The organism is Providencia sp. M-27 (assembly GCF_011077905.1).
Lineage (GTDB): Bacteria > Pseudomonadota > Gammaproteobacteria > Enterobacterales > Enterobacteriaceae > Providencia > Providencia huaxiensis.
Genome location: NZ_JAALBT010000005.1, coordinates 59879 through 86285, shown reverse-complemented (window position 1 = coordinate 86285; position 26407 = coordinate 59879). Strand labels below are relative to the sequence as shown.

Sequence of the window (26407 nt, the reverse complement as noted above, 5' to 3'; positions counted from 1 at the left end):
GTCGTTAATTACGGTTTCGGCTAACACGTAGAACGTCAGGCATAATACGGATTTTCCGCATCACATTTGCCAATTGAACACGGTTTTTAGTCGTAAGGCGAATAAAGGCACAATATACACGGCCATCTTTTTCTTCTGTATTCATACTTTGAATACTTGAGTTAGCGTCATTAATAGCAGCGGTTAAATTCGCTAAAGCGCCTTGATGGTTAATCATATCCACTTTAATTTCAGCGATAAAGTCGGTGTCGGTGTCATTGTCCCATTCAACCGCCATAAATTTATCGGGTTCTTTTTGATAACCACGGATATTTCGGCAGGATTCATGGTGGATAACCAGACCTTTTCCAGGACTAATATGTGCAACAATTGGGTCACCGGGAATAGGGCGACAACATTTTGCAAAGGTGATTAAAACGCCATCTGCACCTTTGATAGACAGTTTATTTCGGCTTTCAACTAACACTTGTTCTTCAGGTGCATTTTGTGGATTGTTTTGTAGGTTTCGTGCGACAACCACACTCATTGCGTTACCCAACCCAATTTCAGCAAGCAAGTCGTCTATAGAGTGCAGCTTCATGCGTGCTAATTCTGCATCAATATTGGCTTGAGGGATATCAGTGAGTTTATTTCCTGCCCCTAGTGCATGGTTGAGCAAACGGCGACCTAAGTTAATAGAATCTTCGCGTTTCAAGTTTTTCAATAATTGGCGGATCTTGGCTCGCGCTTTCGAGCTGACAACAAAATTGAGCCATGCTGCATTTGGACGAGCACCTGGCGCAGTAATAATTTCAACAGTTTGGCCACTCGTCAGGGATTGCGAAAGTGGATAAGGCTGACGGTCAACACGAGCCCCCACGCAAGCATGGCCAATATCTGTGTGTACCGCATATGCAAAATCAACAGGTGTTGCACCCGTAGGTAATTCAACAATACGGCCTTCTGGGGTGAAAACGTAGATTTCATCTGGAAATAGATCCGACTTAACGCTTTCAATAAATTCAAACGAGCTACCTGCACTTTGTTGTAACTCAAGTAGGCTTTGCATCCAACGTTGAGCTCTAACCTGTGCCGTTGTACCTTGTTCACCTTGCTCTTTATAGGCCCAATGTGCAGCAACCCCCATTTCAGCCATTTGGTCCATGTCTTCTGTGCGAATTTGCACTTCTACAGGAACGCCATGTGGCCCAATAAGTGAGGTATGTAGCGATTGATAGCCGTTGGCTTTAGGGATAGCAATATAGTCTTTAATACGCCCCGGACGTGGTTTGTATAAACTGTGCATCTGGCCTAAAACGCGGTAGCAAGTATCCACATCTTTCACAATTACCCTAAAAGCATAGATATCCATGATGGAGTGGAAACGTTGCTCTTTTTGGTGCATTTTGCGATAGATGGAATAAAGATGTTTTTCTCTGCCGCTGACGCGACAAGGAACACCCGCCTCGGTAAGCCTACCGTCAATTTCCGAGAGAATTTTTTGGATCATCTCTTTTCGGTTACCGCGAGCCGCTTTGACGACTTCTTTAATAACACGATAACGGTTGGGATATAACGCTTCAAAACCAAGCTCTTCAAGCTCTGTTTTGATGTGGTGTATACCTAGCCTGTGGGCTAACGGGCTATATATTTCAAGGGTTTCACGTGCAATACGCCGACGTTTATCGGGCCTAAGTGACCCTAGCGTGCGCATATTGTGAGTGCGGTCTGCCAGTTTTATCAAAATGACACGGATGTCTTTTACCATCGCCATGATCATTTTGCGGAAGTTTTCTGCTTGAGCTTCTTTTTTGTCGCGAAAATTGAGCTTGTCTAGTTTGGATACACCTTCAACTAGACCGGCGACGGTGGTGCCAAACAATTCTTCTATGTCTTGAAATGTCGCTGGAGTATCTTCAATCACATCATGAAGTAGCGCTGCCATTAGTGTTTCATGGTCCAAACGCATTTCAGCAAGAATACAAGCAACAGCAACTGGATGAGTAATATAAGGCTCACCACTCGAACGGGTCTGTCCTTCGTGGGCATCCCGTGCAACAACATAGGCTTTTCTTAGTAATTCAATTTGTTCTTTCGGAAGATACTTTTGAATGACTAAATTAAGACTTTCAAACAGATACAAGGCAGACCCACCTTAGTGATTAGCGACGACCTTCAGCGATTGCAGAAACCGCTTGCATTTCAGCCGCATCTTGCTCTTGCTGTTCTTGGCGCTCACGCACATCTAAAATGTGACCGTTGATTAAACCTTCTTCTACTTCACGCAATGCGATAACAGTATATTTATCATTTTCTTCAGGAACTAAAGGGTCTTTTCCACCCGTTTGTAACTGACGAGCTCTACGTGCCGCAACCAATACGAGGTCAAAACGGTTACCAATTTTTTCTACTGCGTCTTGAACAGTTACGCGTGCCATAAGTGTGCTACTCCAAAGAAATAAAAAAATGACCTGATATGATACTGAAACTATTCTCAGTCTGCTAGTAATTTGCTGATTAAAGCATCATGTCGCTGAATCTGACGCGCTAACTTTAAACGCTCAGTACGGATAATAGATTGTAAATCGCTTAGCGCGGTATTGAAATCATCATTAACAATAAGGTAATCATACTCGTTGAAATGTTCAATTTCACCTACTGCTTGTGACATACGCTTTTCTATAACTTCATCGCTGTCTTGCCCACGTCCACGTAGCCTACGATAAAGTTCATCTTTTGATGGTGGGAGAATAAAAATACTGCGTGCTTCAGGCATTTTATCCCTAATTTGCTGGGCTCCCTGCCAATCGATATCAAGAAAAACATCTACACCACTATTTAATACATCTTCAATGATGGGTTTGGACGTCCCATAATAATTCCCAAAAACACAGGCATGTTCTAAGAACTCGCCTTTGTCGACCATTTGTAAAAAATCAGTTTCAGATACAAAGAAATAGTGCTCGCCATGGGCTTCTCCTGGACGTGCAGCTCGAGTTGTATGAGAAACGGAAACCTGTGTGTCATACAATGGTTGTGTTTTTAATAAAGCCTGAATCAGACTTGATTTCCCTGCACCACTAGGGGCAGAAACAATATATAACGTGCCTTGTATCATGATGATTTCTTGAATAGTCGAGGATTAAACATAAAAGATGGTGATAAACCCGACATAGTATACACGTACTTGCATCAACATGCAGCGATATCAATAAATCATGAATTTTAATTAAATGAATTTGATTCATAACTAAATTGTGAACGGGCTCGAGAAATTAACTTATTACTCATGAAAGCAACATTCGTTTTGCGAAGCTTTTTGCAAATAATTTCTTTTGGGGATGAAGGCAGAGAAAAGGTGTTTCATGCTTAGCGAATGAGGAAAATGCTTTAAAGATAGCATTACAATGGATTAGTAATAACAAGGAATAGTTATGATTCATATTTTGTATGGTTATTGGTTAGCGTTCGCTTATAGGTTGAGCGGGTTAATTTTGGGAGTAATGGTATGTATTAATATTGCCCAAGCCGCGCAGCAAAGCGCTATTAATGAACAGTGTGAAGAACAAAATAGTAAAATAATTAGGCAGGAGAGTTACCGGTTAGGGAAACAATTACAACAGTGGAACCAAGCTTACCGTTTGGCGGGTAGCAGTTCGATTAGTGATGAAGCTTATGACCAGCTATTTAATTTATGGCGTTTTTTGCAACGATGCCAGCAACTCCCCGAAGAATTGCCGGAAGTGCTATTACCTGAAAAATCACCGCTAACTACGCATCCAATTCCTCACACAGGGTTGAAGAAACTTAATGAATTAGAAGTTCATAGTTGGATAGAAACACGTAAAAATATTTGGTTGCAACCTAAAGTCGACGGTGTTGCGGTAACTCTGGTTTACAAGAATGGCAAGCTTGTTTCCATGATCAGCCGAGGAAATAGTGTTGAAGGAATAGAGTGGCGAGCAAAAGCAGATTTCATTCCTGCAATACCCAAACGAATCAAATATTCAGGTACGTTAGTGCTTCAAGGGGAATTATTTTGGCGTATGAATGGGCACATTCAAGCTAAAAGGGGGGGAGTAAATGCGCGTAATAAGATTGCTGGGTGGTTAATGCGAAAAAGTGCACCAACGGCCCCTGAAGAAAATATTGGTGTTTTTATCTGGGCGTGGCCTGCGGGAGATGCTAATCCAAAAACACAATTAACATTACTTTCTGAGATAGGTTTTCCGCTTGCTGAGCAATATAGCCATAAAATTGAAAATAAAACCCAGGCTAAGGAATTAAGGGAATACTATTACCAAGGTCAATTACCGTTTGCTACCGATGGCATAGTACTTAAAAATTTTCCAGCACCAGCGGCATCAGCTTGGCAATCAAAACAAAATAGCTGGGCGATTGCATGGAAATACCCATTGCGCAGTGTGTTATCAGAGGTAACTAAATTCAAATTCAATATAGGCAGAACAGGAAGAGTCAGTGTCGTTGCCGAAATCACTCCCGTCAATATTGACTCGAAAACTATTTCAAAGGTAAATGCTGGCTCACTATCATCATGGGAAAAGCGAGATTTACTTGTTGGAGATAAAATACTTGTCTCTCTTTCAGGTCTCGGAAGTCCAAAAATTGAAGACATTGTTTGGCGGCGAGAGAAACGTGAATATCCAGATACATCAAGCTTAAAGCAGTTTCACGCGCTCAGCTGCCTGGCTTATACGAAGTCTTGCTCACAGCAATTTGTAGCGAGGTTAACATGGTTAGGCAAACAACTCGGTATTCGAGGGATAAATGAAGCCACATGGCACCAATGGGTAGAGAACAATAACCTTACTCAACTAACAACTTGGTTGTCAGAGCAATGGCAAAACGATTTACCTAAGGGGAAAAAGCACCAACTGTTAGTAAAGCAACTGAGAATGGCAAAGGCTCAACCTATTTGGTTTTGGTTAAAAGGTTTGGCAATTCCACTGCCTAAGGTACAAGTAGGAAAAGTGACTGACATAGGTATGCTGTATGACCCCTCATGGGTTAACAGTATAAATTTGACAGAATTACAAAGGAAAAAATTGGCTAATTGGTTGGCGGAACCGGAAATCCAATCTATTTTAGGTATTTTGTCTGGTATGAAAGCCACTCAGCCATCAATAGTAAATTATTAATGGCTGACGAGCTGTTGCTGAATTAGGTTAATCTTGGTTTTCGTAATTGAAAATAGGTAGACCAAGACGATAACGAATGGCTATTAGCCTTGCGCTTAAACCAACAACGAGTGTGATAATTACCACGATATCTTTAGGCAGAGGAGTTTGTAATAGGCCAATATAGATCCAAGCGGCAGCGAAAGAGACGCCAGCATAGACCTCTTTTTGGAAAACTAAAGGGATTGTATTACATAGCATGTCTCTTAACACACCGCCAAAAACGCCAGTAATTACTGCTGCAATGGCAGCGATGATTGGGCTGTAGTGCATATCGAGGGCAATTTGGGCACCAAGTATAGAAAACACAATTAGCCCGATAGCATCTAATATGAGGAACAATCGACGTAAATGTTTCATCATCGGAGCTATCCAAATTGTCACAATAGCAGCGCCCGCAACTGTCAGGATATACTCAGGGTGTTCCACCCAGCCTAAGGGGTAATGGCCAAGTAACATATCACGTACGGAACCACCGCCAATCGCTGTCGCAGACGCAATAATGATGACACCAAAGACATCCATTTTTCGCCTGCCAGCGGCAAGCGCACCCGTCATGGCTTCTGCGGTGATACCAATAATATAAAGTACACTTAATAACATGGTAGTTTTGTTCAGGACTAAGGTTGTTGCTAAAGGGTAATATTACTTGTGAAACTTCTCGACTGAGATTTTCTAGTGTTGATTAAACTAGATTAGTTAAAGTAATCCGATAGCGATATTAAATGATGTCAAAGGATAACAGATTGAATAATAAATTGCCCTATAAAGAAACACGTTTAACGTACGATGAGCGAAGCCATCAACTAACGAACATTAATGTCTGGACACCAGATAGCCAGTGGCTAGCGTACGATATGAGGCCAAATGGTAGTTCTTTTACAGGTTTATCTATAGAAAAAATTCATGTAAAAACACAACAGGTCGTTGAGGTTTACCGTGCAAGTCATGGGGCTCACGTTGGGGTGGTAACTGTAAGTCCTCAACCGCCAATTCAATATGCGTTTATACATGGCCCTGAGTACCCAGATGATCAGTGGCAATATGATTTTCACCACCGAAGAGGGGTGTATGTTAAAGACGAACAATTAAACGTCGTTCACCCCATTGATGCTATGTGTATTACTCCGCCTTATTTAGTGGGGGCGTTACGTGGGGGCACTCATGTTCATGTTTTTAGTCCAGACGGAAAGTGGCTGAGTTTTACATATAACGACCATGTAATGCATGAATTAGATGTGCAATTAGACCAACGGAATGTTGCGATTGCTGTACCTATCGGGCCTGTCAATGTAAATCCCAAAAAACATAACCGAGAATACAATGGCGACTATTTTTGTTGTGTTGTGACCCAGACTACACCGCAGCCTAAACCTTGCAGCGATGAAATTAGCCGTGCATACGAAGAGGGCTGGGTAGGTCAAAAAGGCTATCAAAAACAGAGTGGGGAGTGGCAGGAAAGAGCACTGGTATTTATTGGCGATACTCATTCTACAAATGGAGAAATTATCCCTGAGATCTACATTGTTGATTTGCCTTCACAGCTTGAAGATTACATGATTGCAGGGGAATTTCCCATCCAAGGAACAGAATCGAGCATGCCTTCTCCTCCGAGGGGGATACAGCAAAGGCGTTTAACTTACACACAGGATAAAAAATTTCCTGGTTTAGCAAAACAACCACGACATTGGCTTAGAACTTCGCCAGATGGTAAATCGATCGCTTGTTTGATGAATGATGATGACGGCAACGCTCAGTTATGGTTAGTTGATACGCTAACTGGAATGCAAAGGCAAATAACGCATGGCTCTTCACCGCTTCAGTCTGCCTTTAACTGGGATAGTAAAGGTGAGCACATCTGCTTTATTCGTGACAATAGCGTTATGTATTGTCATGTTGTGACTGGGGTTATGCAAAAATTAACAGAATGGACTGAGCCTGCTCCTGTTGCTGATGCCATTGTATTTTCACCTAATGATGAATTGATCGCATTCATGCGTGATATTGATGGATTTAGGCAGATTTATACAGTAGAAACGGGTTTAAAGCGGTAAATAAAATAATTAGGTTTCTATAATTATGGATAAAAAAGTTCGGATTAACTTTTTTATTCGTAATTATTTTTATTACACTCTAATTAAAATTCTAATCATTTAATTGTTAATTATTCGCATGTCGAGTATGGAGATGTTTACAAATAGAATATTTAAGTTAAGAAAGGCTATTGTCATAAAAAATTAATAATTAAAGTAATATTACATAAATGATTTGCCAGATCTTAGTTAGGTTAAAAATAATGTATTAATAAATACATTTAGTACACAAGGACATTTTAATTATAAACGTTTGATTGATCCTAAATTACTTTTTCGTTTTATCTTTCTTTTCAAGTTCTTCTATACGTTTTTTGGGTGAATCAGCTTTATCATCATTACCCGATTTAGCGTAATCTAAAGGAATTAAAAGAGTATCCATAACAACAGAAAAAGGTAAATCAATAGCAAGTAAAGGTTTAACGACCCAACCAGTTTCATCATCTTTTATCATTTTAATACTATTTTTAGAACCAGGGTAATAACCTTCTGATGGGCCCGCATGGGTCATAATACTCGAGCAACCACTCAAAATAAGAGGTGCGATAAGGAAACAGAATCGTATTGAAATTAAACTCGGCATAGACGTTGTTAACCTGTATTTAGCTTGTTATTCCTAATATTGACTTATAATAACGAAAAACAAGAAATTCACAATAATGGCGTCATATTATTATTTTATTTAACCGTATGTATTTTTTTAGTTAATAGTTTCCTTGTAGCTATTAACTAAAAATGTTTACCTTCAGTATCTATTCGATGAATGGTAAATAACGTTAAGAAATAAAGACATACTATTTTATATTTGTTATCAGTTTGAAAATTCTAAAAAAACAGGTCATTTATTCATTCTGAACTGTGCTCTATGGCACATATTACCCTCAGGCTATTTGGCATAATCGATTCAGTAGTCTGTTTTATCGCCTATTTGGGTGTGTTTAATGGGTAACTTGTCGTCAAAAGGATGCGGTCTATGAGTGAATTAGCTCTTACTGTAAGTTTGTTGGCGTTAGCTGCTGCTTTAGGATTATGGATTGGTAATTGGAAGATCCGTAGTGTTGGGCTGGGTATTGGTGGTGTCCTATTTGGGGGGATCATCGTTGGGCATTTTGCCCAAAGTTACGGCTTACAACTGAATAAAGACATGCTGCATTTTATTCAAGAGTTTGGCTTGATACTGTTTGTATACACGATTGGTATTCAGGTCGGGCCTGGTTTTTTCTCTTCTTTACGTGTTTCTGGCCTGAAACTAAATGGTTTTGCGCTGATGGTGGTTGTCTTAGGTGCGGTGGTAACGGCAATTATATATAAAGTTGCGAATATCCCATTACCTATTATTTTAGGTATTTTTTCAGGTGCAGTCACGAATACCCCATCTTTAGGTGCTGGTCAGCAAATTTTATCTGATTTAGGCTCTGATCCTAACCTTGTTGACCAGATGGGAATGGGTTATGCCATGGCATATCCTATGGGGATTTGTGGCATATTATTAGTAATGTGGTTAGTACGCATTATTTTTAGGATCTCAGTAGATAAAGAAGCTTCCGCATTTAATAGTTCTAATTTTCAACAGCGCGATTCTCTGCAGACCATGAATATTGCCATTCGTAACGCTAATCTTGATGGCTTAATGATGCAAGACATCCCACTACTTGGTAGTGAAGCGATTGTTTGTTCAAGATTAAAACGTGGAGATATGCTTGTTGTCCCTCAGCCCACAACAGAGATCCATTTAGGGGATCTATTGCACGTTGTTGGTTTGAAAGACGATTTAAATAAAGTTCGCTTAATATTAGGTGAGGAAGTTGATGCATCCCTTTCGACATCAAGCTCTATTTTGCATTCCGTTCGTGTAGTAGTAACGAATGATGCCGTATTAAGTAAAAGGCTTAAAGACTTAAATTTAAAACAAAAATATGACGTTGTTGTTACACGATTAAACCGTACGGGTATTGATTTAGTGGCTAATAACAATTCAGTTTTACAATTTGGCGATATTTTAAATATTGTTGGGCGTCCTGAGTCAATTGAAGCTGTCACCGCTTTGTTAGGCAATGCGAAACAAAAACTACAGCAAGTTCAAATGTTACCTGTGTTCCTTGGAATAGGGCTTGGGGTTGTACTGGGGTCAATACCTGTTTTTATTCCAGGTTTTCCTGCAGCGCTAAAACTTGGATTAGCGGGAGGCCCACTAGTTGTTGCATTAATTCTAGGTCGTATAGGGACTATCGGGCGTTTATATTGGTTCATGCCTCCGAGTGCAAATTTGGCGTTGAGAGAGTTGGGGATTGTCATGTTCCTCGCTGTGGTTGGGCTCAATTCAGGTGGTGGCTTCATTGATACTTTAATTAAAGGCGATGGGCTGACGTGGATTGGCTATGGGTTATTGATCACGTTTGTGCCGCTATTTATTACAGGTGTTGTAGCTCGAATTTTTGGCAAAATGAACTATCTGAGCCTTTGCGGGGTGCTAGCAGGTTCCATGACGGACCCTCCTGCATTAGCATTTGCAAATAATATTCATGCGACCAGCGGTGCTCCCGCATTATCTTATGCAACAGTTTATCCATTAGCGATGTTTTTAAGGATTATTTCTCCTCAATTACTCGCCATTTTATTTTGGGCCGTTTAGTTAAATGTGATAATCCATTTGATGAAGAACTAACACTGTTTAAGGCTTGTTTTTCAATTGGATAGGTGAGTATTCATGATGGATATAGAAGAAGGCCATTAAAAAGTATCACGATATATAGGGGCAAAAAGTGCTTTTGTTCAAGCAATAACCAAATAGAAAAGATGTTCTAATGGTTCTGAATGATATTCGTATTGAAAAATTAATTTGATTTCAATTACGGAGTTCTCGCTAATTTTTAGCCCTTTCTACATGAAAGGGCTTTTTTTTACCTAAAAATTGCAATTAAAGGGCTTAAAAGCCCTTTGTTATTTTGCAACCTAACAGGTTACTTCTTGATAAGCTTTTTCTAGTTCTTCAGCTAATATCTTGATCCCCTGTTCAATTTTTTCTGGTTCAGGGACATAGTTCATGCGCATACATTGATGTGCATGTGGCCAATCTTGTTCGATACCGGGAAAGAAGTAGTGGCCAGGAACCATCAATACACCGCGTTTCTTTAAGCGTTGGTATAATTCTAAGCAATTAATTGGTAAGTCTTTAAACCATAACCAAAGGAAAATGGCACCTTCAGGCTTATGAATCAAACATTTATCTTCTGGAATATAGCGGCGAATAATTTCGATGGCTTCTTCCACACGTTGCTTATAAAAAGGGCCAATTATATTCTTAGATAATGAGATAAGATCATCTTTTTTGAGCATTTCTAAAGCAAGGGCGGGGCCTATGCCACCAGGCGCAAGGCTAATGATACCATTCATATTACTAACGGCTTCAATGATTTCTTCATTAGCGATGATAATGCCGCATCGAGTTCCAGGTAAACCAAGTTTAGATAAACTCATACAAAGAATGACATTTTCGTTCCAAAATGGCGTAGCTTCGCTGAAGATAATGCCAGGAAAAGGAACACCATAAGCATTATCTATTAATAATGGGATATTATGTTGTTTAGCTAATTGATCTAAATGCTCAACTTCTTCATCTGTAATGACATTACCGGTTGGGTTTGTTGGACGAGACACACAAATAACACCAATGTCATCAGTAACTTCTAATGTGTTGAAGTCCACCCGGTACTTAAATTGGCCATTAGGTAAAAATTCAATTTGTGGTTTGTTCGCGACGAATAAGTCATCGTCAAGCCCTGAGTCCGCGTAACCGACATATTCAGGGGCAAGAGGGAAGAGGACTTTACGGGTGATACCATCTTCAAAGCGACCGGCTAACAAGTTAAATAGATAGAAAAAAGCGCTCTGGCTGCCGTTAGATAGGGCAATATTTTTCGCGCTAATGTTCCAACCTAGTTTTGCTTTTAGCGTTGCTGCAAGCGCTTTCAACATGGCATCTTTACCTTGAGGACCATCATAATTACATAAAGTGTCCGTCAATTGGCCATTAGCACACATTTCAGCTAATAGATCTTGGAAATATTTATCCATTTCAGGGATATGAGCTGGATTTCCACCCCCTAACATAATGGAGCCAGGGGTTCTTATGCCTTCATTCAAGTCTTTCATTAATAATGAAATACCTGAATTTTGAGCAAATTTATTACCAAATTTAGAAAATATCATCGCATTTATTCACATATATTTATTAGATTGTTAATGGAATTTAAAACATACTCTGCTACTTCTCAGAGTTCAACCACCCATTCACATCTTTTTTTAATGTAAAATATCGAAAGTTTCTAATTTATCGAGTTAAAATATTGCAATGTTAATGCCTTGGTGGTTTATTTTTCTTTTTCCTTGGTAAGTTACACCGATAAAAACTAATTTATTTAAATTGGCAACAATTCACTAAATGGTCATTAATCATGCCAGTTGCCTGCATAAAGGCATAACAAGTGATCGAACCGACAAATTTAAACCCACGTTTTTTGAGCGCCTTGGAAAGAAGCTTAGAAATTTCAGTTTCCGCAGGGACTTGTGATGGTTTTTCCCAACCATTGACAATGGGTTGACCATTTACAAATTGCCAAATAAAAGTGGAAAAATCTTCACCATTGTCTTTCATCGCTAAATAGGCTTTTGCATTCGCGATAATCGCATTAATTTTTAGTCGGTTACGGATAATTCGAGTATCTTGCATAAGTCGTTCAACATCATTCTCACTCATTAATGCGATTTTTGTAGGATCGAAATGATGAAATAAGTCACGATATCCTTGGCGTTTTTTTAAAATAGTGTACCAAGAGAGCCCGGCTTGTTGGCCTTCAAGGCAAAGCATTTCAAATAATGCTAAGTTGCCATAAGTGGGTTTACCCCATTCATGGTCGTGATAAGCGATATATTCAGGATCTTGATTAACCCAATGGCAGCGTGTCAGGGAAGTATCCATTTTTCATCCTTTTTACAGTTTCAATAACCTTGTTTCAAAAAACAAATTATTTATACTGTATAAATAACCAGTTTAAAAGGGGTGAAAGTATTTTTTTTTATTTTTAGAATAAATACAGACATATTCAATGCTGTATATCTTGCGGTCAAAGGGTATACTGGCGTACTTTCATTAAATTTTACGTATCGCGTGCGGATCTAACATGCAAAAGTTTGATACCAAGACCTTCCAAGGTCTAATCCTGACATTACAGGGCTACTGGGCGCGTCAAGGCTGTACCATTGTTCAACCATTGGACATGGAAGTCGGCGCCGGAACTTCTCACCCAATGACGTGTTTGCGTGCATTAGGCCCTGAGCCTATTGCTGCGGCTTATGTTCAACCATCTCGTCGACCTACTGATGGTCGCTATGGTGAAAACCCAAACCGTCTACAACACTATTATCAGTTTCAGGTGATCATCAAACCATCACCCGATAACATCCAAGAATTATACCTTGGTTCTTTAAAAGAATTAGGTGTTGACCCAACCGTTCACGACATTCGTTTTGTTGAAGATAACTGGGAAAACCCAACACTTGGTGCTTGGGGACTAGGTTGGGAAGTATGGCTTAACGGGATGGAAGTGACTCAGTTTACTTACTTCCAGCAGGTCGGTGGTCTTGAGTGTAAACCGGTAACGGGTGAAATTACATACGGCCTAGAACGCTTAGCCATGTATATTCAAGGCGTGGACAGCGTGTATGACCTTGTCTGGTGTGATGGCCCACTGGGTAAAACCACCTATGGTGATATTTATCATCAAAACGAAGTTGAGCAATCAACCTATAACTTCGAATACGCAAATGTTGATTTTCTGTTCAAATGTTTTGACGAGTATGAAAAAGAAGCTCAACACTTGCTGGCTTTGGAAACGCCACTTCCACTACCTGCATACGAACGTATCTTGAAAGCGGCTCACACTTTCAACCTACTAGATGCACGTAAAGCCATTTCTGTTACTGAACGCCAACGCTATATTTTACGTATTCGTACCCTAACTAAAGGGGTTGCAGAAGCGTACTATGCTTCTCGTGAAGCGCTTGGATTCCCTATGTGTCATAAGAACTAAGAGGCTGTCATGACTCAACAGACTTTCCTTGTGGAAATCGGCACCGAAGAGTTACCGCCGAAGGCTCTTCGTTCATTAGCTGAATCATTTGCTGCAAATTTTACGGCTGAACTTGATGGTGCTGATATCGCTCATGGTGCAGTAACGTGGTTTGCTGCTCCCCGTCGGTTAGCATTTAAAGTCGCTGATTTAGCGGCTTCACAGCCAGACCGTGAAGTTGAAAAACGAGGCCCTGCTATCTCCCAGGCATTCGGTCCAGATGGCCAACCGACTAAAGCCGCTGAAGGCTGGGCTCGTGGTTGTGGTATTACTGTTGATCAAGCTGAGCGTTTGACCACAGATAAAGGCGAATGGCTACTATATCGTGCTCAAGTGAAAGGGCAGGCCGTTAGTGAGTTATTGGTTGATATGACTAGCCGTGCGCTAGCAAAACTACCAATTCCTAAATTAATGCGCTGGGCTGATAAAGATACCCAATTCGTTCGCCCTGTTCATACAGTCACATTACTGCTAGGTAGTGATGTGATTGATGGTGAAATCTTAGGTATCAAGAGCGGGCGCACAATTCGTGGCCACCGCTTTATGGGTGAAGCTGAATTTACTATTGATAACGCTGAACAATATCCAGCCATTTTACGTGAACGCGGTAAAGTCATGGCGGATTACGAAGAACGTAAAGCGGTGATTAAAGCGGATGCAGAAAAAGCAGCTCAGGCTCTTGGTGGCCAAGCTGACTTAACGGATAGCTTGCTTGAAGAAGTGACGTCATTGGTTGAATGGCCAGTCGTTTTAACAGCTAAATTTGAAGAGAAATTCTTAGAGGTTCCTTCAGAAGCGCTCGTTTACACCATGAAAGGGGACCAAAAATATTTCCCAGTTTATGATAAGGCTGGCAAGCTAATGCCTAACTTTATCTTTGTGGCCAATATTGAGTCTTCTGATCCTCAGCAAATCATTTCAGGTAACGAAAAAGTCGTACGTCCACGTTTAGCGGATGCCGAATTTTTCTTTAAGACTGACCGTAAACAACGTTTGGAAGATAACTTACCACGCTTAGAAACCGTATTGTTCCAGAAACAATTAGGTACATTGCGTGATAAAACAGACCGTTTAGAAGCATTAGCTGGCTGGGTTGCGAGCAAAATTGGTGCGGATGTAAATCATGCAACACGAGCTGGTCTATTAGCAAAATGTGACTTAATGACTAACATGGTGTTTGAGTTCACAGACACTCAAGGTGTTATGGGAATGCACTACGCACGCCATGATGGTGAGTCAGAAGATGTTGCATTAGCTTTAAAAGAGCAGTACCAACCGCGTTTTTCAGGGGATGCACTTCCATCGACTGACGTTTCAGCTGCATTAGCACTGGCTGAAAAAATGGACACGCTTGCGGGGATTTTTGGTATCGGCCAACATCCTAAAGGCGATAAAGACCCATTTGCTCTGCGCCGTGCTGCGTTAGGTGTCTTACGCATTATTGTTGAGAAAGGCTATCAGCTTGATCTCGTTGAGATGACAGAAGAAGCGGCTCGCTTATACGGTGATAAATTAACCAATGAAAATGTGGTTAGTGACGTTGTTGAGTTCATGCTTGGTCGTTTCCGTTCTTGGTATCAAGAATTAGGCTATAGTATCGATACCATTCAAGCGGTATTAGCTCGTCACCCAACACAACCTGCTGACTTTGATGCGCGAGTGAAAGCAGTTACTCACTTCCGTTCATTAGACGAAGCACAGGCACTTGCAGCGGCAAATAAACGTGTTTCCAATATTCTGAGCAAATCAGAAGAAAAACTTGCGGACAACGTTTTAGCCTCTGTTCTAAAAATGCCTGAAGAAGTCAAACTGGCGACTCACGTTGTGGTATTACAAGATAAGCTTGCGCCAATGTTTGCAGAAAGGAATTATCAAGAGGCTTTAGTTGAATTAGCTTCTTTACGCGATATCGTGGATGAATTCTTTGCAAATGTGATGGTAATGGATGAAGACCAAGCGGTTCGTATTAATCGTTTGACACTATTAAGCCAGTTACGTGAGTTATTCTTAAGAGTAGCGGATATTTCTTTACTGCAATAGGCTTAAAATTGAGTTATTAGCGTGTTGTTAATGCTATTTTTATAAACTCTAACCTGTTTGATAAATAAGCACTAAAATATTTTAGTGCTTATTTTTTGCTTTAAATAAAGCGACTTGCATATAAACCTTACCATTTTGGTGGTTTTATCGGCAAACGAACAGAATTGGCGAAAAATGGGTTGACGACCTCCGTTCTTGGCAGTATTATTCACACCGCTTTCGGCGAGTAGCGCAGCTTGGTAGCGCAACTGGTTTGGGACCAGTGGGTCGGAGGTTCGAATCCTCTCTCGCCGACCAAATTCTAAAACCCACCTCATTGAGGTGGGTTTTTTCGTTTTTACTCCTTCCTATTTTTCACCCCAACTATTTCAGACTAACTTGGCTTGCACTCAATAACCTATCTCTGTTGATATATAAGCTGACTCACTCATGTTGTTTTAGGTAAAAACGCTTTTTCATTACAAGGACTCGTTAATGAAAGTTGATAACGTTTTATCGATACATCTTTGCTGCTTCTTATTCAGTTTTTGTACCATTATTGGCTTTAAAGCTTATAGCACGCCTATAGCGCCTCCAAATGGTATTACCCAAGTCCCCTCTACTTGTATCATGATGAATCAAGTACATTTCATTGGGCTTGAGCAAGTAAAGGAAATCGCTCGTAGCCAAGTGAATAGATGGCGGCAAAAGATAGAAGGCCAGTGCATTGATGAACAAGGCTTGCTTAAATATGCGGATGACATTACGGCAGAGCTAGTTCATGCAGGCTATTTAACCTCTTACTTGTATTACCCAGAGCAAACTTTTCTATTTGGTATCCTGCAAGCAAAAATAATAGCAGGAACAGTTTCTTCAGTGGTTTATCAACATGAGCAGGCAGAAGATAAATCACTTCAACATATATTTCCTTTTCAGCTAGGGGATGCGCTTAATCTGCGACAAGTTGAGCAAGGTTTGTACAACTTACAAAATGCATCTTTAATCCCTTTTCAAGTCAAATTAATTGCAGATGATAAGCATGAAAACGCCACTCAAATTATAGTGCTAGGCCAGCATCGGCGCGAATTTCAAGGTACTCTCTCCTTTGAGTCACACTCAATGGCCCATCAGGTAGGCAATACAAATACAGTTGGCCATACTTTTATGGTTGCTAATCCTTTGTTATTAAATGATTTTTTATATTCAAATATTAGCCGTCAATTTAGTAACACCGAAGAAACCGAAGTCAAATCAGCCATGCTGTTTTATTCTCTTCCTTATCAATACTGGTTGTTTTCAATATTGAGTGGATACCAGAAAAATAAAACGGTCATTGCCAGCAATGATGTTGTTCTACCACTGAAGCAGCATAACAGTTTCTTATTATTACAAGCCGAGTATTTATTAAAGCGAACAGAAAACGCGATGACTTCATTAAGCCTAGGGTCTGAAAGCCAAAGGAGCGACACGTTTTTGTCCAACCTACACTTACAAACACAACAACGTTTGGCTCATTACATTATTGGTGAGCTGACTCATCAGGTTAACTTCTTACAGGGTAGCGCTTTAATTGCATTAAAGTATAAACAAGGAACTAGCTGGTTTGGTGCAAATGCACAGCAAGTTACAGGTTTAAATAAGCCACAGGTTTTACAAGTTTCGGCTTCTGCAATGAGGGTGGCCTCTCCTTTTCAATATGAAAGCCAACTTGATGTGCAACTAAGTCGTGATAAGTTAGATGTTTTATTAGAGCAAGAGTCATTTATTGGTTTTGGAGGCGTTAGCGGTTTTATTGGAGGAGCCGAGTCCTTTGATATGGGAGATAATAGTTTAAAGCTACAAAGTGAGGTCCTCTGGCAGAGCCCATGGCCATATATGGCTTTATATACCTCGTTAGGTTTAGGAACAACATCAAATGATAGGGGGACCTTTTGGAAAGAAAATCTATTGCTGGGTGGTAGAGTCGGAGCTAAAGGCCAAATAGGGCGTTTGTCATATCATTTATTTACGGAGACTCCAATTTGGCAAACTGATCAGCTGTTGGTGAATTCAATGAGTACGGGTCTTCAGGTAAGGTTTCATTATTAGTTAAATCATAGGGTTAAGATAGACAATTGCATCATTGAGGAATGACCGAATTAATACTAGGTAATTGTAGCTTTTATCGTTGGTATTAAAGCATATTCTGTATTTGGGCAAATAGAATACAAACCCTTATCAGTGTTATTTTATTCTTTAAGTTATCAGTTGGTTAAAATTTTGTTTAGCATAGTCAGCTGAATGTTTTTTATTTGCTTATAAAACAAACTAAATTATTACATACTAAAATAATTTCCATATCAATTCTCTTTAGTGTTTTATTTCGCACTACACCAATAAAAGCACTATATTCGTTCAGTAATTCAGCACTTAATCACAAATATAAAAATAAATAACCTCAACATAAAACCCTATTCACTATTGATTATATGGTTATAACGCCTACATCTTGTCCTCTACTGTGAAATTTTAAGCTAAATTGCAGTGCTAATTGTTTCTAATATGTTACATAGATTGTGGGTGAGTCATAAATGTGGCTATTGACGAAGTGAGTAACAGTTGATTAATTGCACAATGAATAACAAAAAATACAGATACTACATCTGTCGCTTTTATGACGGATTTAGGCATCAAGCAAAACAACATGAACACCATAGGAGCATACAGATGCGCTCTATTAAAAAGACAGGTCTACTGACTGTAGGGCTTACATTGGCAGCATTAGCAGTATCAGCATCAGTACAGGCAAAAACGTTAGTTTATTGTTCAGAAGGCTCCCCTGAGGGCTTTAACCCACAGTTGTTCACGTCAGGAACAACCTATGATGCAAGTTCAATTCCACTGTATAACCGCTTAGTGGAATTCAAATTAGGAACGACGGAAATCGAACCGGGCCTAGCGGAAAGCTGGGAAGTGAGTGATGATGGTAAAGAATATACTTTCCATCTACGTAAAGGTGTCAAATGGCACTCGAATAAAGAATTTAAGCCAAGCCGTGATTTGAATGCGGACGATGTAATCTATACATTTATGCGTCAAAAAGATGCAAATCACCCATACCATAAAGTTTCAGGTGGCAGCTATGAATACTTTATGGGAATGGATATGGATAAAATTATCGATAAAGTTGAAAAAGTCGATGATAACACAGTAAAAATTACGTTAACTCGTCCTGAATCTCCATTCTTAGCGGATATGGCAATGGATTTCGCATCCATTCTTTCTGCTGAATATGCAGACCAGATGTTGAAAGCGGGTACGCCAGAAAAAGTAGACTTAAACCCAATTGGAACAGGCCCATTTGTTCTGCAACAGTATCAGAAAGACTCCCGTATTCTTTATAAAGCCAACGACCAATATTGGGGCACAAAACCTAAACTTGACCGTTTAGTCTTCTCTATCACGCCAGATGCTTCCGTTCGTTATGCAAAACTGCAGAAAAATGAATGCCAAGTCATGCCATATCCAAATCCGGCTGATTTAGAGCGTATGAAGCAAGATAAAGACATTACGTTAATGGAGCAACCAGGCCTAAACGTCGGTTACCTCTCTTATAATGTCGAGAAAAAACCGTTAGATAATCAAAAAGTTCGCCAAGCGCTGTCTATGGCGGTGAACAAAGATGCAATTATTGAAGCGGTTTATCAAGGTGCAGGCCAAAAAGCGAAAAACCTGATCCCGCCGACAATGTGGGGCTATAACGACGCTGTAAACGACTACGAATATAACCCTGAAAAAGCAAAAGCCCTATTAGCAGAAGCAGGCTTCCCGAATGGCTTTGAAATTGACTTGTGGGCGATGCCTGTTCAACGACCATATAACCCAAATGCACGCCGTATGGCTGAAATGATCCAAGCAGACTGGGCTAAAGTTGGCGTTAAATCAAAGGTTGTCAGCTATGAGTGGGGCGAATACCTCAAACGTGCGAAAGATGGCGAGCCACAAACGGTAATGATGGGTTGGACGGGTGACAATGGGGACCCTGATAACTTCTTTGCAACCTTATTTAGCTGTGCAGCAAAAGAGCAAGGTTCTAACTACTCAAAATGGTGTAATGAAAGCTTTGAGAACTTGATCCAACCAGCACGCCAAACAGCAGATCACGACAAACGAGTTGAACTGTACAAGCAAGCGCAAGTTGTGATGAATGAACAGGCACCAGCCCTCATCATTGCACACTCCACGGTGTTTGAGCCGGTACGTAAAGAAGTCAAAGGCTATGTGGTTGACCCACTAGGCAAACACCACTTCGAAAACGTCGATATTGAGAAGTAATCGTATCTAATCTGTCTATGCCCTTCGTTGCTGGTTTAGAGCGGAGGGCGTTTTCTTCTCTAGAAGAAGCGGAAAAGTTAAGTTGTTTGTGAGCACCCGGAAAAGCGATTTTCTGAGTAGCCAAACGGACTAAGAGCCGTCAACGGCATTATTAAAGAGATTCAGGATATGTTGCAATTTATCCTCCGACGATTGGGGCTTGTGATCCCCACGTTTATCGGTATTACATTATTAACCTTTGCTTTTGTCCACATGATCCCGGGTGACCCGGTGATGATCATGGCAGGTGAAAGGGGATTATCCCCTGAAAGGCATGCTTATTTAATGGCTGAACTAGGGCTTGATCAGCCACTTTGGAAGCAATATCTCCATTACATCAATGGGATATTTCATGGTGATTTAGGGATTTCCCTAAAAAGCCGTATTGGTGTGTGGGAAGAGTTTTTACCTCGTTTTTTAGCGACCGTCGAACTGGCCACTTGCGCCATGATTTTTGCGGTTTCTGTTGGGATCCCTGTTGGGGTTTTAGCGGCAGTAAAACGTGGGTCAATTTTTGACCATACTGCAATCGGCCTTTCTTTAACGGGTTACTCAATGCCTATCTTCTGGTGGGGGATCATGCTCATCATGCTAGTGTCGGTGCAGTTAGACCTCACTCCAGTAGCCGGCCGAGTCAGTGACACCGTTTTTCTTGATGACTCCCAGCCTCTGACCGGTTTTATGCTAATTGATACCCTAATTTGGGGGGAGGATGGTGACTTTATTGATGCAGTAGAGCACTTAATATTGCCTTCTATTGTTTTAGGTACGATCCCATTAGCCGTTATTGTGCGCATGACTCGCTCGTCAATGTTGGAAGTATTGGGAGAAGACTATATTCGGACTGCTCGTGCCAAAGGTCTTGGCCGCGCGCGCGTCATTTTAATTCACGCATTACGCAACGCATTATTACCAGTGGTCACGGTAATTGGCTTACAGGTTGGGGTGATGCTAGCAGGGGCTATTTTAACAGAAACTATTTTCTCATGGCCTGGGTTAGGACGCTGGTTAATCGAAGGACTACAGCGCCGTGACTACCCTGTAGTACAAGGGGGCGTCCTGCTGGTTGCTACACTGATCATCCTCGTAAACTTAGTGGTCGACGTGCTGTATGGCATTGTAAACCCACGTATTCGCCATAAGAAATAAGGAGCGCTAAATGTCTCAATCTACTGAGCCAACTGTTGTCAGCGCCCCGCAGCCGATGACACCATTACAAGAGTTTTGGCACTATTTTAAACGTAACAAAGGGGCCGTTGTCGGGATGTTCTACATTATCCTGATGGTGCTGATTGCGATTTTTGCGGGAGTATTAGCTCCGCATGCCCCAGATGAACAATTTCGTGATTTTTTACTTGTTCCACCTGTTTGGCAGGACGGGGGAAGTTGGCAATTTATTTTAGGAACTGATGATATTGGGCGTGATTTACTCTCTCGCTTAATGTATGGCGCTCGTTTATCGCTGTTAGTTGGCTGCTTGGTGGTCGTATTATCACTAATTGCGGGTGTTACCATCGGAGTAATCGCTGGTTATTTTGGCGGTGTCGTTGACGCATTAATTATGCGAGTTGTTGACATCATGCTGGCATTACCGAGCCTATTATTAGCATTGGTGCTGGTGGCCATTTTCGGCCCGTCCATTGTTAACGCTTCTATTGCTTTGACGTTTGTTGCCTTGCCACATTATATCAGGCTGACGCGTGCGGCAGTACTGGTGGAAGTCAACCGTGATTATGTCACTGCCTCCCGAGTTGCGGGTGCAGGAGCGGCTCGTCAAATGTTTGTCAATATTTTGCCTAACTGTTTGGCACCTTTGATTGTACAGGCCTCTTTAGGTTTTTCGAATGCCATTTTAGATATGGCTGCTTTGGGTTTCCTCGGAATGGGCGCACAGCCACCGACTCCTGAATGGGGAACGATGCTGTCTGATGTGTTGCAATTTGCACAAAGCGCATGGTGGGTAGTGACTTTTCCTGGATTAGCAATTTTATTGACGGTGCTTGCGTTCAACCTGATGGGTGATGGGTTACGTGATGCATTTGATCCAAAACTCAAGCAGTGATGAGGTAACCAAATGGCATTGTTAAATGTAGAACAACTTTCGGTACATTTCGGAGACGAAAAAGCACCGTTTCGCGCCGTTGACCGCATCAGCTATAGCGTTGATAAAGGCCAGGTCGTTGGTATTGTTGGTGAGTCGGGTTCAGGTAAATCGGTGAGTTCACTCGCGATTATGGGGTTGATCGATTACCCCGGGAAAGTAATGGCAGATTCATTAAAATTTGATGGACGTGATTTGCTGTCGATCCCTGAAAAAGAACGCAGGCAGATTGTTGGTGCCGATGTTGCGATGATTTTCCAAGATCCGATGACCAGTTTAAACCCTTGTTTTACCGTGGGGTATCAGATCATTGAAGCATTGAAAGTGCATCAAGGCGGGAGCAAAAGTACACGCAAACAGCGGGCTATCGACCTGTTAGATATGGTGGGGATCCCTGACCCACAATCACGTTTAGATGTGTATCCTCACCAGTTGTCAGGAGGAATGAGCCAGCGTGTGATGATTGCTATGGCGATCGCATGTCGACCTAAATTATTGATTGCAGATGAGCCGACAACAGCGCTAGATGTCACTATTCAGGCCCAAATCATTGAATTGTTGTTGGAATTGCAGCAACAAGAAAATATGGCATTAGTGCTTATCACTCATGACCTCGCTTTAGTGGCAGAAGCTGCACATCATATTATTGTGATGTATGCGGGGCAGGTGGTTGAGTCCGCCAAAGCAAGTGATATTTTTAAACATCCACGCCATCCTTATACACAAGCACTATTACGTGCCTTGCCGGAATTTGCGACGAATAAGTCCCGTTTAGCCTCGCTTCCTGGTGTGGTACCGGGAAAATACGATAGGCCAGTGGGCTGTTTATTAAACCCACGTTGTCCGTATGCAACGGAGATATGCCGTCAAGAAGAGCCAATGTTACAAACCGTTGGTGATCGCCAAGTCAAATGCCATATGCCGCTGGATGATATGGGGAGGCCAACACTATGAGTGACAAACAACACACTCCATTGCTCAAAGCGGTGGATTTGAAAAAATATTATTCTGTCAAAAGAGGGGTTTTTGCTGCTGAGAAAACCTTAAAAGCATTGGATGGAGTCTCTTTTGAACTAGAAAGAGGTAAAACACTAGCAGTGGTTGGGGAGTCCGGTTGTGGTAAATCGACATTGGGTCGTTTATTAACCATGATTGAGCAACCTTCTGAAGGTGAGTTGTATTATCAAGACCAAGACTTGTTAGTAAAAGATAAGTCTGCAGAGAAATTGCGTCGCCAAAAAATCCAAATTGTGTTTCAAAACCCTTATGGCTCGCTGAACCCACGTAAAAAGGTGGGGCAAATTTTGGAAGAGCCGCTATTGATTAATACTTCGTTATCGAAAGAGCAACGCAAAGAAAAAGTATTATCCATGATGGCTAAAGTGGGTTTGAAAACAGAGCACTATAGCCGATACCCCCATATGTTTTCTGGTGGCCAACGTCAACGTATCGCGATAGCTCGTGGTTTAATGCTTGACCCTGATATCGTGGTTGCAGATGAACCCGTTTCCGCACTGGATGTGTCTGTTCGTGCTCAAGTATTAAATCTGATGATGGATTTACAGCAAGATTTAGGTTTGTCTTATGTCTTTATTTCACACGATTTATCGGTGGTAGAGCATATTGCTGATGAAGTCATGGTGATGTATTTAGGCCGCTGTGTGGAGAAAGGGACAAAAGAGCAGATTTTTAATAACCCTCTTCACCCTTATACCCAAGCGTTATTATCCGCTACACCGAGATTGAACCCAGATGCTCGGCGCGAACGTATTAAGTTAACGGGAGAGTTGCCAAGCCCTTTGAACCCGCCGCCGGGGTGCGCATTTGCAGCGCGTTGTCGTAGAGCATTCGGTCAGTGTACGCAATTCCAGCCAACACTGAAGGAATATAACCAACAGTTGGTTGCGTGCTTTGCGGTTGATGAAGATAAAAAACAGACGATTGTTATGAGTTAATGTGTGAAACGGTAGAAAAGGCTGATTTTCTACCGTTTTTTATTCAAGTGTGCCTTTAAGCTATTTTAACGTGTTGTTTGTCCTAAATACCCAATCTTTCTTTTTAAGCTACTCTTTTGCAGATAAAATCAAGTATACTGGCTGACGTTTCCGTTTTCTTTAAAAAAGCTGCTTGATTAGAAAGGTTGTGGCCAAATGAATACCCGAGTCCAACGCTCACTAACATTAAAAAGTATGGTCGTATTCTTTATGATTACGTTGCTATCACTTGCGCTTTTTTTAGCTATTCAATTCAGCTATTTAGTTGACCAACGTAAGCAAGATTATTTAGACCAACTTAGTAACGCTGTAGTGCAAATTCAAGAACCATTAACAGATTCATTGTTAAGTTCTGACCTTAACGAAGTCAAACGGCTACTGATAAGCTTAAAAACATCAGGCATTATGGGAAATGCGATTATTACGGTTGATGGCACAACGGTAATGAATCTAAGCTTTGCAACGCCTAAGCCGATACCTGATTGGGTAACGCATTTTGTGGGGATACCTGTCGAAATGACCGTGCCGCTGTATGCATACGGCAATGTTGTGTTGCAAGCGAAGCCTCAAGGGTATTTAACATTACAGGTTGACCCTAACCGTGTTTATCGGTTCGCGCTAAACACACTCGCATTGATGACAACCACTTATTTGCTGTTGGTGCTCATTATTGCTATTGGAATGACGTGGTGTGTCAGCCGAATGATAATAAGGCCACTGCGTAAAATCGCAATTGAATTACAGACAAATTCTGAAGTTAATCAAATTACTGTGTCTGAATATCATCGTGACGATGAGCTCGGTTTACTTGCAAAAGGGTATAATCGTCAAAGAAAACAGCAAAAATCAGACTAAGCCATGAACATGAACTCAGCTTTATGGTCTAATATCGTTATAGTGGTGACAATGAAAAATGGAATAAAGCCAAACTATATCGTTTAACCCGATAAGTTCGCGTTTTTCGTTAATTTATCTGTCGTTATTCGCGGTTAAATATAAAGATATAAAACACATAGGGGTTTACATGCAGGGCTTGAAAGTTCGGTATATCATTGGTGTTGTATTATTCTCCGTCGCGCATTTAGCGGGGGCTGAGTCCTTACAACCCGATCCAGCATGGCAGCAAGGGAAGCTAGAAAATGGCTTTAGCTGGCAATTATTACAAACACCACAACGTCCAAATGACCGTATCCAGCTCAGGTTAGCAATTAAAACAGGCTCATTAACAGAAAAAGCGAGCGAGAAAGGATACAGTTACCTCATTCCTAAAATGGCGTTGTTTCATCAAACAGAAGCGTTTCCAACTGCAACATTACAAGAATTCTGGCGTCAGGCAGCAGACCCTGACATGCCAATTCCACCCGCTGTTGTTTCCTATGACTACACTATTTATAGCTTAAGTTTACCCAATAATCGCCCAGACCTAATCAAGCAAGCGCTAAGTTGGTTAGCAACTTCTGTTGCAGGTGCTGAGTATACAGAAACGACATTGCATAATGGTTTGACGGCACAAAATGTCCCAGTTGCAACACTGCCTTTAAATGCCAACGATCCCGTTTGGCGAGCGCGTTTAAAGGGATCAACAATGATGGGGTACGACCCAGGCCAAAAACCGAATGGTGCTGTGGCGCTTGAAAGTGTGAATTCTTTTTATCAAAAATGGTATACACCGGATGTCATGACATTGTATGTCGCGGGCCATGTGGATGCTCGAATGTTATCTGATTCAATTTCACAAAATTTCTCTTCATTAGAAGGTCGGCGCTCTGAACCGGTTTCTGTTGCCGTGTTATCGTCAGTAAAACCACAATCTATTGATATCTTGCAGGAACAACCTGCACAGGACACGCTTTCATTAATTTGGGATATTGATTGGCTACCCATTAAAGACTCAAATGTCTTACTGCGTTATTGGTCCAGTGACTTAGCGCGTGAAGCAGTTTATCGCTCCTTGCAAAAAGCGTTCAATCAAAAATTTAATCAAGGGGAAGTCGTTCCGGGGTTAGATTGTCGTGTGCAATATCAAAAAGCCAGTTGTACATTAACGGTCACGGCAGCGCCTGAAAAAATGGCAGCGGTGACAGACATTGTCGCGAGTGAGCTTGCATCAATTAACCAAAATGGTATTGCGGCTGAGTTATTTGACGACATGCTCAAAGAGAAACAGGTGCAGTTATCGCAGTTGTTTGCCGCTTATGCGCGTACGAGTACCGACGTTCTGATTAGCCAACGTTTGATTTCCCAACAAAATGGGGTCGTTGATATCGCTCCTGAACAGTATCAGCGGTTAAGGCAAGCCTTCTTGGCGTCACAGAGCCTTGAACACGTTAATATGGAAGCCCGCAGGTTATTATCTCAAGAAGCTGCTTTTGTATTAGCGCAGCCAAAAGATAAGCAATTGATGGATGCGGAACAAATTCGCCAGAAATTTACCAAAGTGCTATGGCCTCAGATTGCAGCGCCAGTATCAACAGAAGCCGCACCTGCTTCACCTGTAGAAGAAAAATCTACTGCACAATAAATATGAAAAGATAGTTATATG

General features: G+C 41.2%; 20 protein-coding genes and 1 tRNA gene. 14 read left to right on the top strand and 7 right to left on the bottom strand.

The window, feature by feature from the left end; translation table 11 throughout:
- Window positions 1-4 precede the first annotated feature (4 nt).
- The 3 genes from spoT to gmk are packed head-to-tail and all read right to left on the bottom strand — an operon-like array spanning window position 5 to window position 3097.
- The gene (gene spoT / locus G6Q48_RS09120) at window positions 5-2122 is read right to left on the bottom strand and encodes a bifunctional GTP diphosphokinase/guanosine-3',5'-bis pyrophosphate 3'-pyrophosphohydrolase (protein WP_166265949.1); all 2118 of its coding nucleotides are present in this window, start codon (window positions 2120-2122) and stop codon (window positions 5-7) included.
- A 19-nt stretch (window positions 2123-2141) separates the two neighbouring features.
- Window positions 2142-2417 carry a DNA-directed RNA polymerase subunit omega gene (gene rpoZ, locus G6Q48_RS09115; protein WP_102138853.1) on the bottom strand — a complete coding sequence of 92 codons (276 nt, stop codon included), beginning with the start codon at window positions 2415-2417 and terminating at the stop codon, window positions 2142-2144.
- 56 nt (window positions 2418-2473) lie between these two features.
- A complete protein-coding gene (gene gmk, locus G6Q48_RS09110) occupies window positions 2474-3097 on the bottom strand; it encodes a guanylate kinase (RefSeq protein ID WP_166265946.1) in 624 nt (207 codons plus the stop codon).
- A 316-nt stretch (window positions 3098-3413) separates the two neighbouring features.
- Here gmk and ligB point away from each other — a divergent pair, with 316 nt between their 5' ends.
- The gene (gene ligB / locus G6Q48_RS09105; RefSeq protein ID WP_166265943.1) at window positions 3414-5138 is read left to right on the top strand and encodes an NAD-dependent DNA ligase LigB; all 1725 of its coding nucleotides are present in this window, start codon (window positions 3414-3416) and stop codon (window positions 5136-5138) included.
- A 27-nt stretch (window positions 5139-5165) separates the two neighbouring features.
- Here ligB and G6Q48_RS09100 read toward each other — a convergent pair whose 3' ends face one another.
- Window positions 5166-5780 carry a trimeric intracellular cation channel family protein gene (locus G6Q48_RS09100; RefSeq protein ID WP_102138856.1) on the bottom strand — a complete coding sequence of 205 codons (615 nt, stop codon included), beginning with the start codon at window positions 5778-5780 and terminating at the stop codon, window positions 5166-5168.
- Window positions 5781-5902: 122 nt separating this feature from the next.
- Between G6Q48_RS09100 and G6Q48_RS09095 the strand changes: the two genes are divergently transcribed.
- Window positions 5903-7231: a DUF3748 domain-containing protein gene (locus tag G6Q48_RS09095; protein ID WP_207393026.1), complete on the top strand. Its 1329-nt coding sequence runs from the start codon at window positions 5903-5905 to the stop codon at window positions 7229-7231.
- Between the two features lie 307 nt (window positions 7232-7538).
- Here the strand turns inward: G6Q48_RS09095 and G6Q48_RS09090 are convergent, their stop codons facing one another.
- Window positions 7539-7853 carry a YceK/YidQ family lipoprotein gene (locus G6Q48_RS09090; protein ID WP_102138857.1) on the bottom strand — a complete coding sequence of 105 codons (315 nt, stop codon included), beginning with the start codon at window positions 7851-7853 and terminating at the stop codon, window positions 7539-7541.
- 390 nt (window positions 7854-8243) lie between these two features.
- Between G6Q48_RS09090 and G6Q48_RS09085 the strand changes: the two genes are divergently transcribed.
- Entirely contained in the window at window positions 8244-9902 is a 1659-nt protein-coding gene (locus tag G6Q48_RS09085) for a putative transporter (protein ID WP_166265940.1), read from the top strand.
- 320 nt (window positions 9903-10222) lie between these two features.
- On the opposite strand, the gene G6Q48_RS09080 is transcribed toward G6Q48_RS09085, so the two are convergent.
- Complete coding sequence (locus G6Q48_RS09080; protein ID WP_102138859.1) at window positions 10223-11479, bottom strand: valine--pyruvate transaminase; 1257 nt, start codon at window positions 11477-11479, stop codon at window positions 10223-10225.
- 205 nt (window positions 11480-11684) lie between these two features.
- Complete coding sequence (locus G6Q48_RS09075) at window positions 11685-12248, bottom strand: DNA-3-methyladenine glycosylase I (protein ID WP_102138860.1); 564 nt, start codon at window positions 12246-12248, stop codon at window positions 11685-11687.
- A 202-nt stretch (window positions 12249-12450) separates the two neighbouring features.
- Here G6Q48_RS09075 and glyQ point away from each other — a divergent pair, with 202 nt between their 5' ends.
- From glyQ to G6Q48_RS09020, 11 genes are all read left to right on the top strand, one after another.
- Window positions 12451-13359 carry a glycine--tRNA ligase subunit alpha gene (gene glyQ / locus G6Q48_RS09070; RefSeq protein WP_166265937.1) on the top strand — a complete coding sequence of 303 codons (909 nt, stop codon included), beginning with the start codon at window positions 12451-12453 and terminating at the stop codon, window positions 13357-13359.
- A 9-nt stretch (window positions 13360-13368) separates the two neighbouring features.
- Complete coding sequence (glyS, locus tag G6Q48_RS09065; protein WP_102138862.1) at window positions 13369-15438, top strand: glycine--tRNA ligase subunit beta; 2070 nt, start codon at window positions 13369-13371, stop codon at window positions 15436-15438.
- 220 nt (window positions 15439-15658) lie between these two features.
- A tRNA-Pro gene (locus tag G6Q48_RS09060) sits at window positions 15659-15735 on the top strand.
- A 177-nt stretch (window positions 15736-15912) separates the two neighbouring features.
- Entirely contained in the window at window positions 15913-17505 is a 1593-nt protein-coding gene (locus G6Q48_RS09055; RefSeq protein WP_166265934.1) for a ShlB/FhaC/HecB family hemolysin secretion/activation protein, read from the top strand.
- Between the two features lie 618 nt (window positions 17506-18123).
- Window positions 18124-19731: a dipeptide ABC transporter periplasmic-binding protein DppA gene (dppA, locus tag G6Q48_RS09050; protein WP_102138864.1), complete on the top strand. Its 1608-nt coding sequence runs from the start codon at window positions 18124-18126 to the stop codon at window positions 19729-19731.
- Between the two features lie 168 nt (window positions 19732-19899).
- Window positions 19900-20919, top strand: coding sequence for a dipeptide ABC transporter permease DppB (dppB, locus tag G6Q48_RS09045; protein WP_102138865.1), 1020 nt, complete (start codon window positions 19900-19902; stop codon window positions 20917-20919).
- Window positions 20920-20929: 10 nt separating this feature from the next.
- The gene (gene dppC / locus G6Q48_RS09040; RefSeq protein WP_102138866.1) at window positions 20930-21832 is read left to right on the top strand and encodes a dipeptide ABC transporter permease DppC; all 903 of its coding nucleotides are present in this window, start codon (window positions 20930-20932) and stop codon (window positions 21830-21832) included.
- A gap of 12 nt (window positions 21833-21844) precedes the next feature.
- Window positions 21845-22825 (top strand): dipeptide ABC transporter ATP-binding protein, encoded by a 981-nt coding sequence (gene dppD / locus G6Q48_RS09035; RefSeq protein ID WP_102138867.1) that lies wholly within the window; start codon window positions 21845-21847, stop codon window positions 22823-22825.
- Window positions 22822-23826, top strand: coding sequence for a dipeptide ABC transporter ATP-binding subunit DppF (gene dppF, locus G6Q48_RS09030; RefSeq protein WP_166265931.1), 1005 nt, complete (start codon window positions 22822-22824; stop codon window positions 23824-23826). The genes dppD and dppF overlap by 4 nt, the downstream gene beginning before the upstream one ends.
- Window positions 23827-24021: 195 nt before the next feature.
- Complete coding sequence (locus G6Q48_RS09025; RefSeq protein ID WP_102138869.1) at window positions 24022-24720, top strand: HAMP domain-containing protein; 699 nt, start codon at window positions 24022-24024, stop codon at window positions 24718-24720.
- Between the two features lie 169 nt (window positions 24721-24889).
- A complete protein-coding gene (locus G6Q48_RS09020) occupies window positions 24890-26386 on the top strand; it encodes an insulinase family protein (RefSeq protein ID WP_102138870.1) in 1497 nt (498 codons plus the stop codon).
- Window positions 26387-26407 lie beyond the last annotated feature (21 nt).

Excerpts from the sequence above, each read along its gene's own strand:
- rpoZ (WP_102138853.1), bottom strand. The coding sequence starts at position 2,417 with ATGGCACGCGTAACTGTTCAAGACGCAGTAGAAAAAATTGGTAACCGT.
- gmk (WP_166265946.1), bottom strand. The coding sequence starts at position 3,097 with ATGATACAAGGCACGTTATATATTGTTTCTGCCCCTAGTGGTGCAGGG.
- ligB (WP_166265943.1), top strand. The coding sequence starts at position 3,414 with ATGATTCATATTTTGTATGGTTATTGGTTAGCGTTCGCTTATAGGTTG.
- G6Q48_RS09100 (WP_102138856.1), bottom strand. The coding sequence starts at position 5,780 with ATGTTATTAAGTGTACTTTATATTATTGGTATCACCGCAGAAGCCATG.
- G6Q48_RS09095 (WP_207393026.1), top strand. The coding sequence starts at position 5,903 with ATGATGTCAAAGGATAACAGATTGAATAATAAATTGCCCTATAAAGAA.
- G6Q48_RS09090 (WP_102138857.1), bottom strand. The coding sequence starts at position 7,853 with ATGCCGAGTTTAATTTCAATACGATTCTGTTTCCTTATCGCACCTCTT.
- G6Q48_RS09085 (WP_166265940.1), top strand. The coding sequence starts at position 8,244 with ATGAGTGAATTAGCTCTTACTGTAAGTTTGTTGGCGTTAGCTGCTGCT.
- G6Q48_RS09080 (WP_102138859.1), bottom strand. The coding sequence starts at position 11,479 with ATGATATTTTCTAAATTTGGTAATAAATTTGCTCAAAATTCAGGTATT.
- G6Q48_RS09075 (WP_102138860.1), bottom strand. The coding sequence starts at position 12,248 with ATGGATACTTCCCTGACACGCTGCCATTGGGTTAATCAAGATCCTGAA.
- glyQ (WP_166265937.1), top strand. The coding sequence starts at position 12,451 with ATGCAAAAGTTTGATACCAAGACCTTCCAAGGTCTAATCCTGACATTA.
- glyS (WP_102138862.1), top strand. The coding sequence starts at position 13,369 with ATGACTCAACAGACTTTCCTTGTGGAAATCGGCACCGAAGAGTTACCG.
- G6Q48_RS09055 (WP_166265934.1), top strand. The coding sequence starts at position 15,913 with ATGAAAGTTGATAACGTTTTATCGATACATCTTTGCTGCTTCTTATTC.
- dppA (WP_102138864.1), top strand. The coding sequence starts at position 18,124 with ATGCGCTCTATTAAAAAGACAGGTCTACTGACTGTAGGGCTTACATTG.
- dppB (WP_102138865.1), top strand. The coding sequence starts at position 19,900 with ATGTTGCAATTTATCCTCCGACGATTGGGGCTTGTGATCCCCACGTTT.
- dppC (WP_102138866.1), top strand. The coding sequence starts at position 20,930 with ATGTCTCAATCTACTGAGCCAACTGTTGTCAGCGCCCCGCAGCCGATG.
- dppD (WP_102138867.1), top strand. The coding sequence starts at position 21,845 with ATGGCATTGTTAAATGTAGAACAACTTTCGGTACATTTCGGAGACGAA.
- dppF (WP_166265931.1), top strand. The coding sequence starts at position 22,822 with ATGAGTGACAAACAACACACTCCATTGCTCAAAGCGGTGGATTTGAAA.
- G6Q48_RS09025 (WP_102138869.1), top strand. The coding sequence starts at position 24,022 with ATGAATACCCGAGTCCAACGCTCACTAACATTAAAAAGTATGGTCGTA.
- G6Q48_RS09020 (WP_102138870.1), top strand. The coding sequence starts at position 24,890 with ATGCAGGGCTTGAAAGTTCGGTATATCATTGGTGTTGTATTATTCTCC.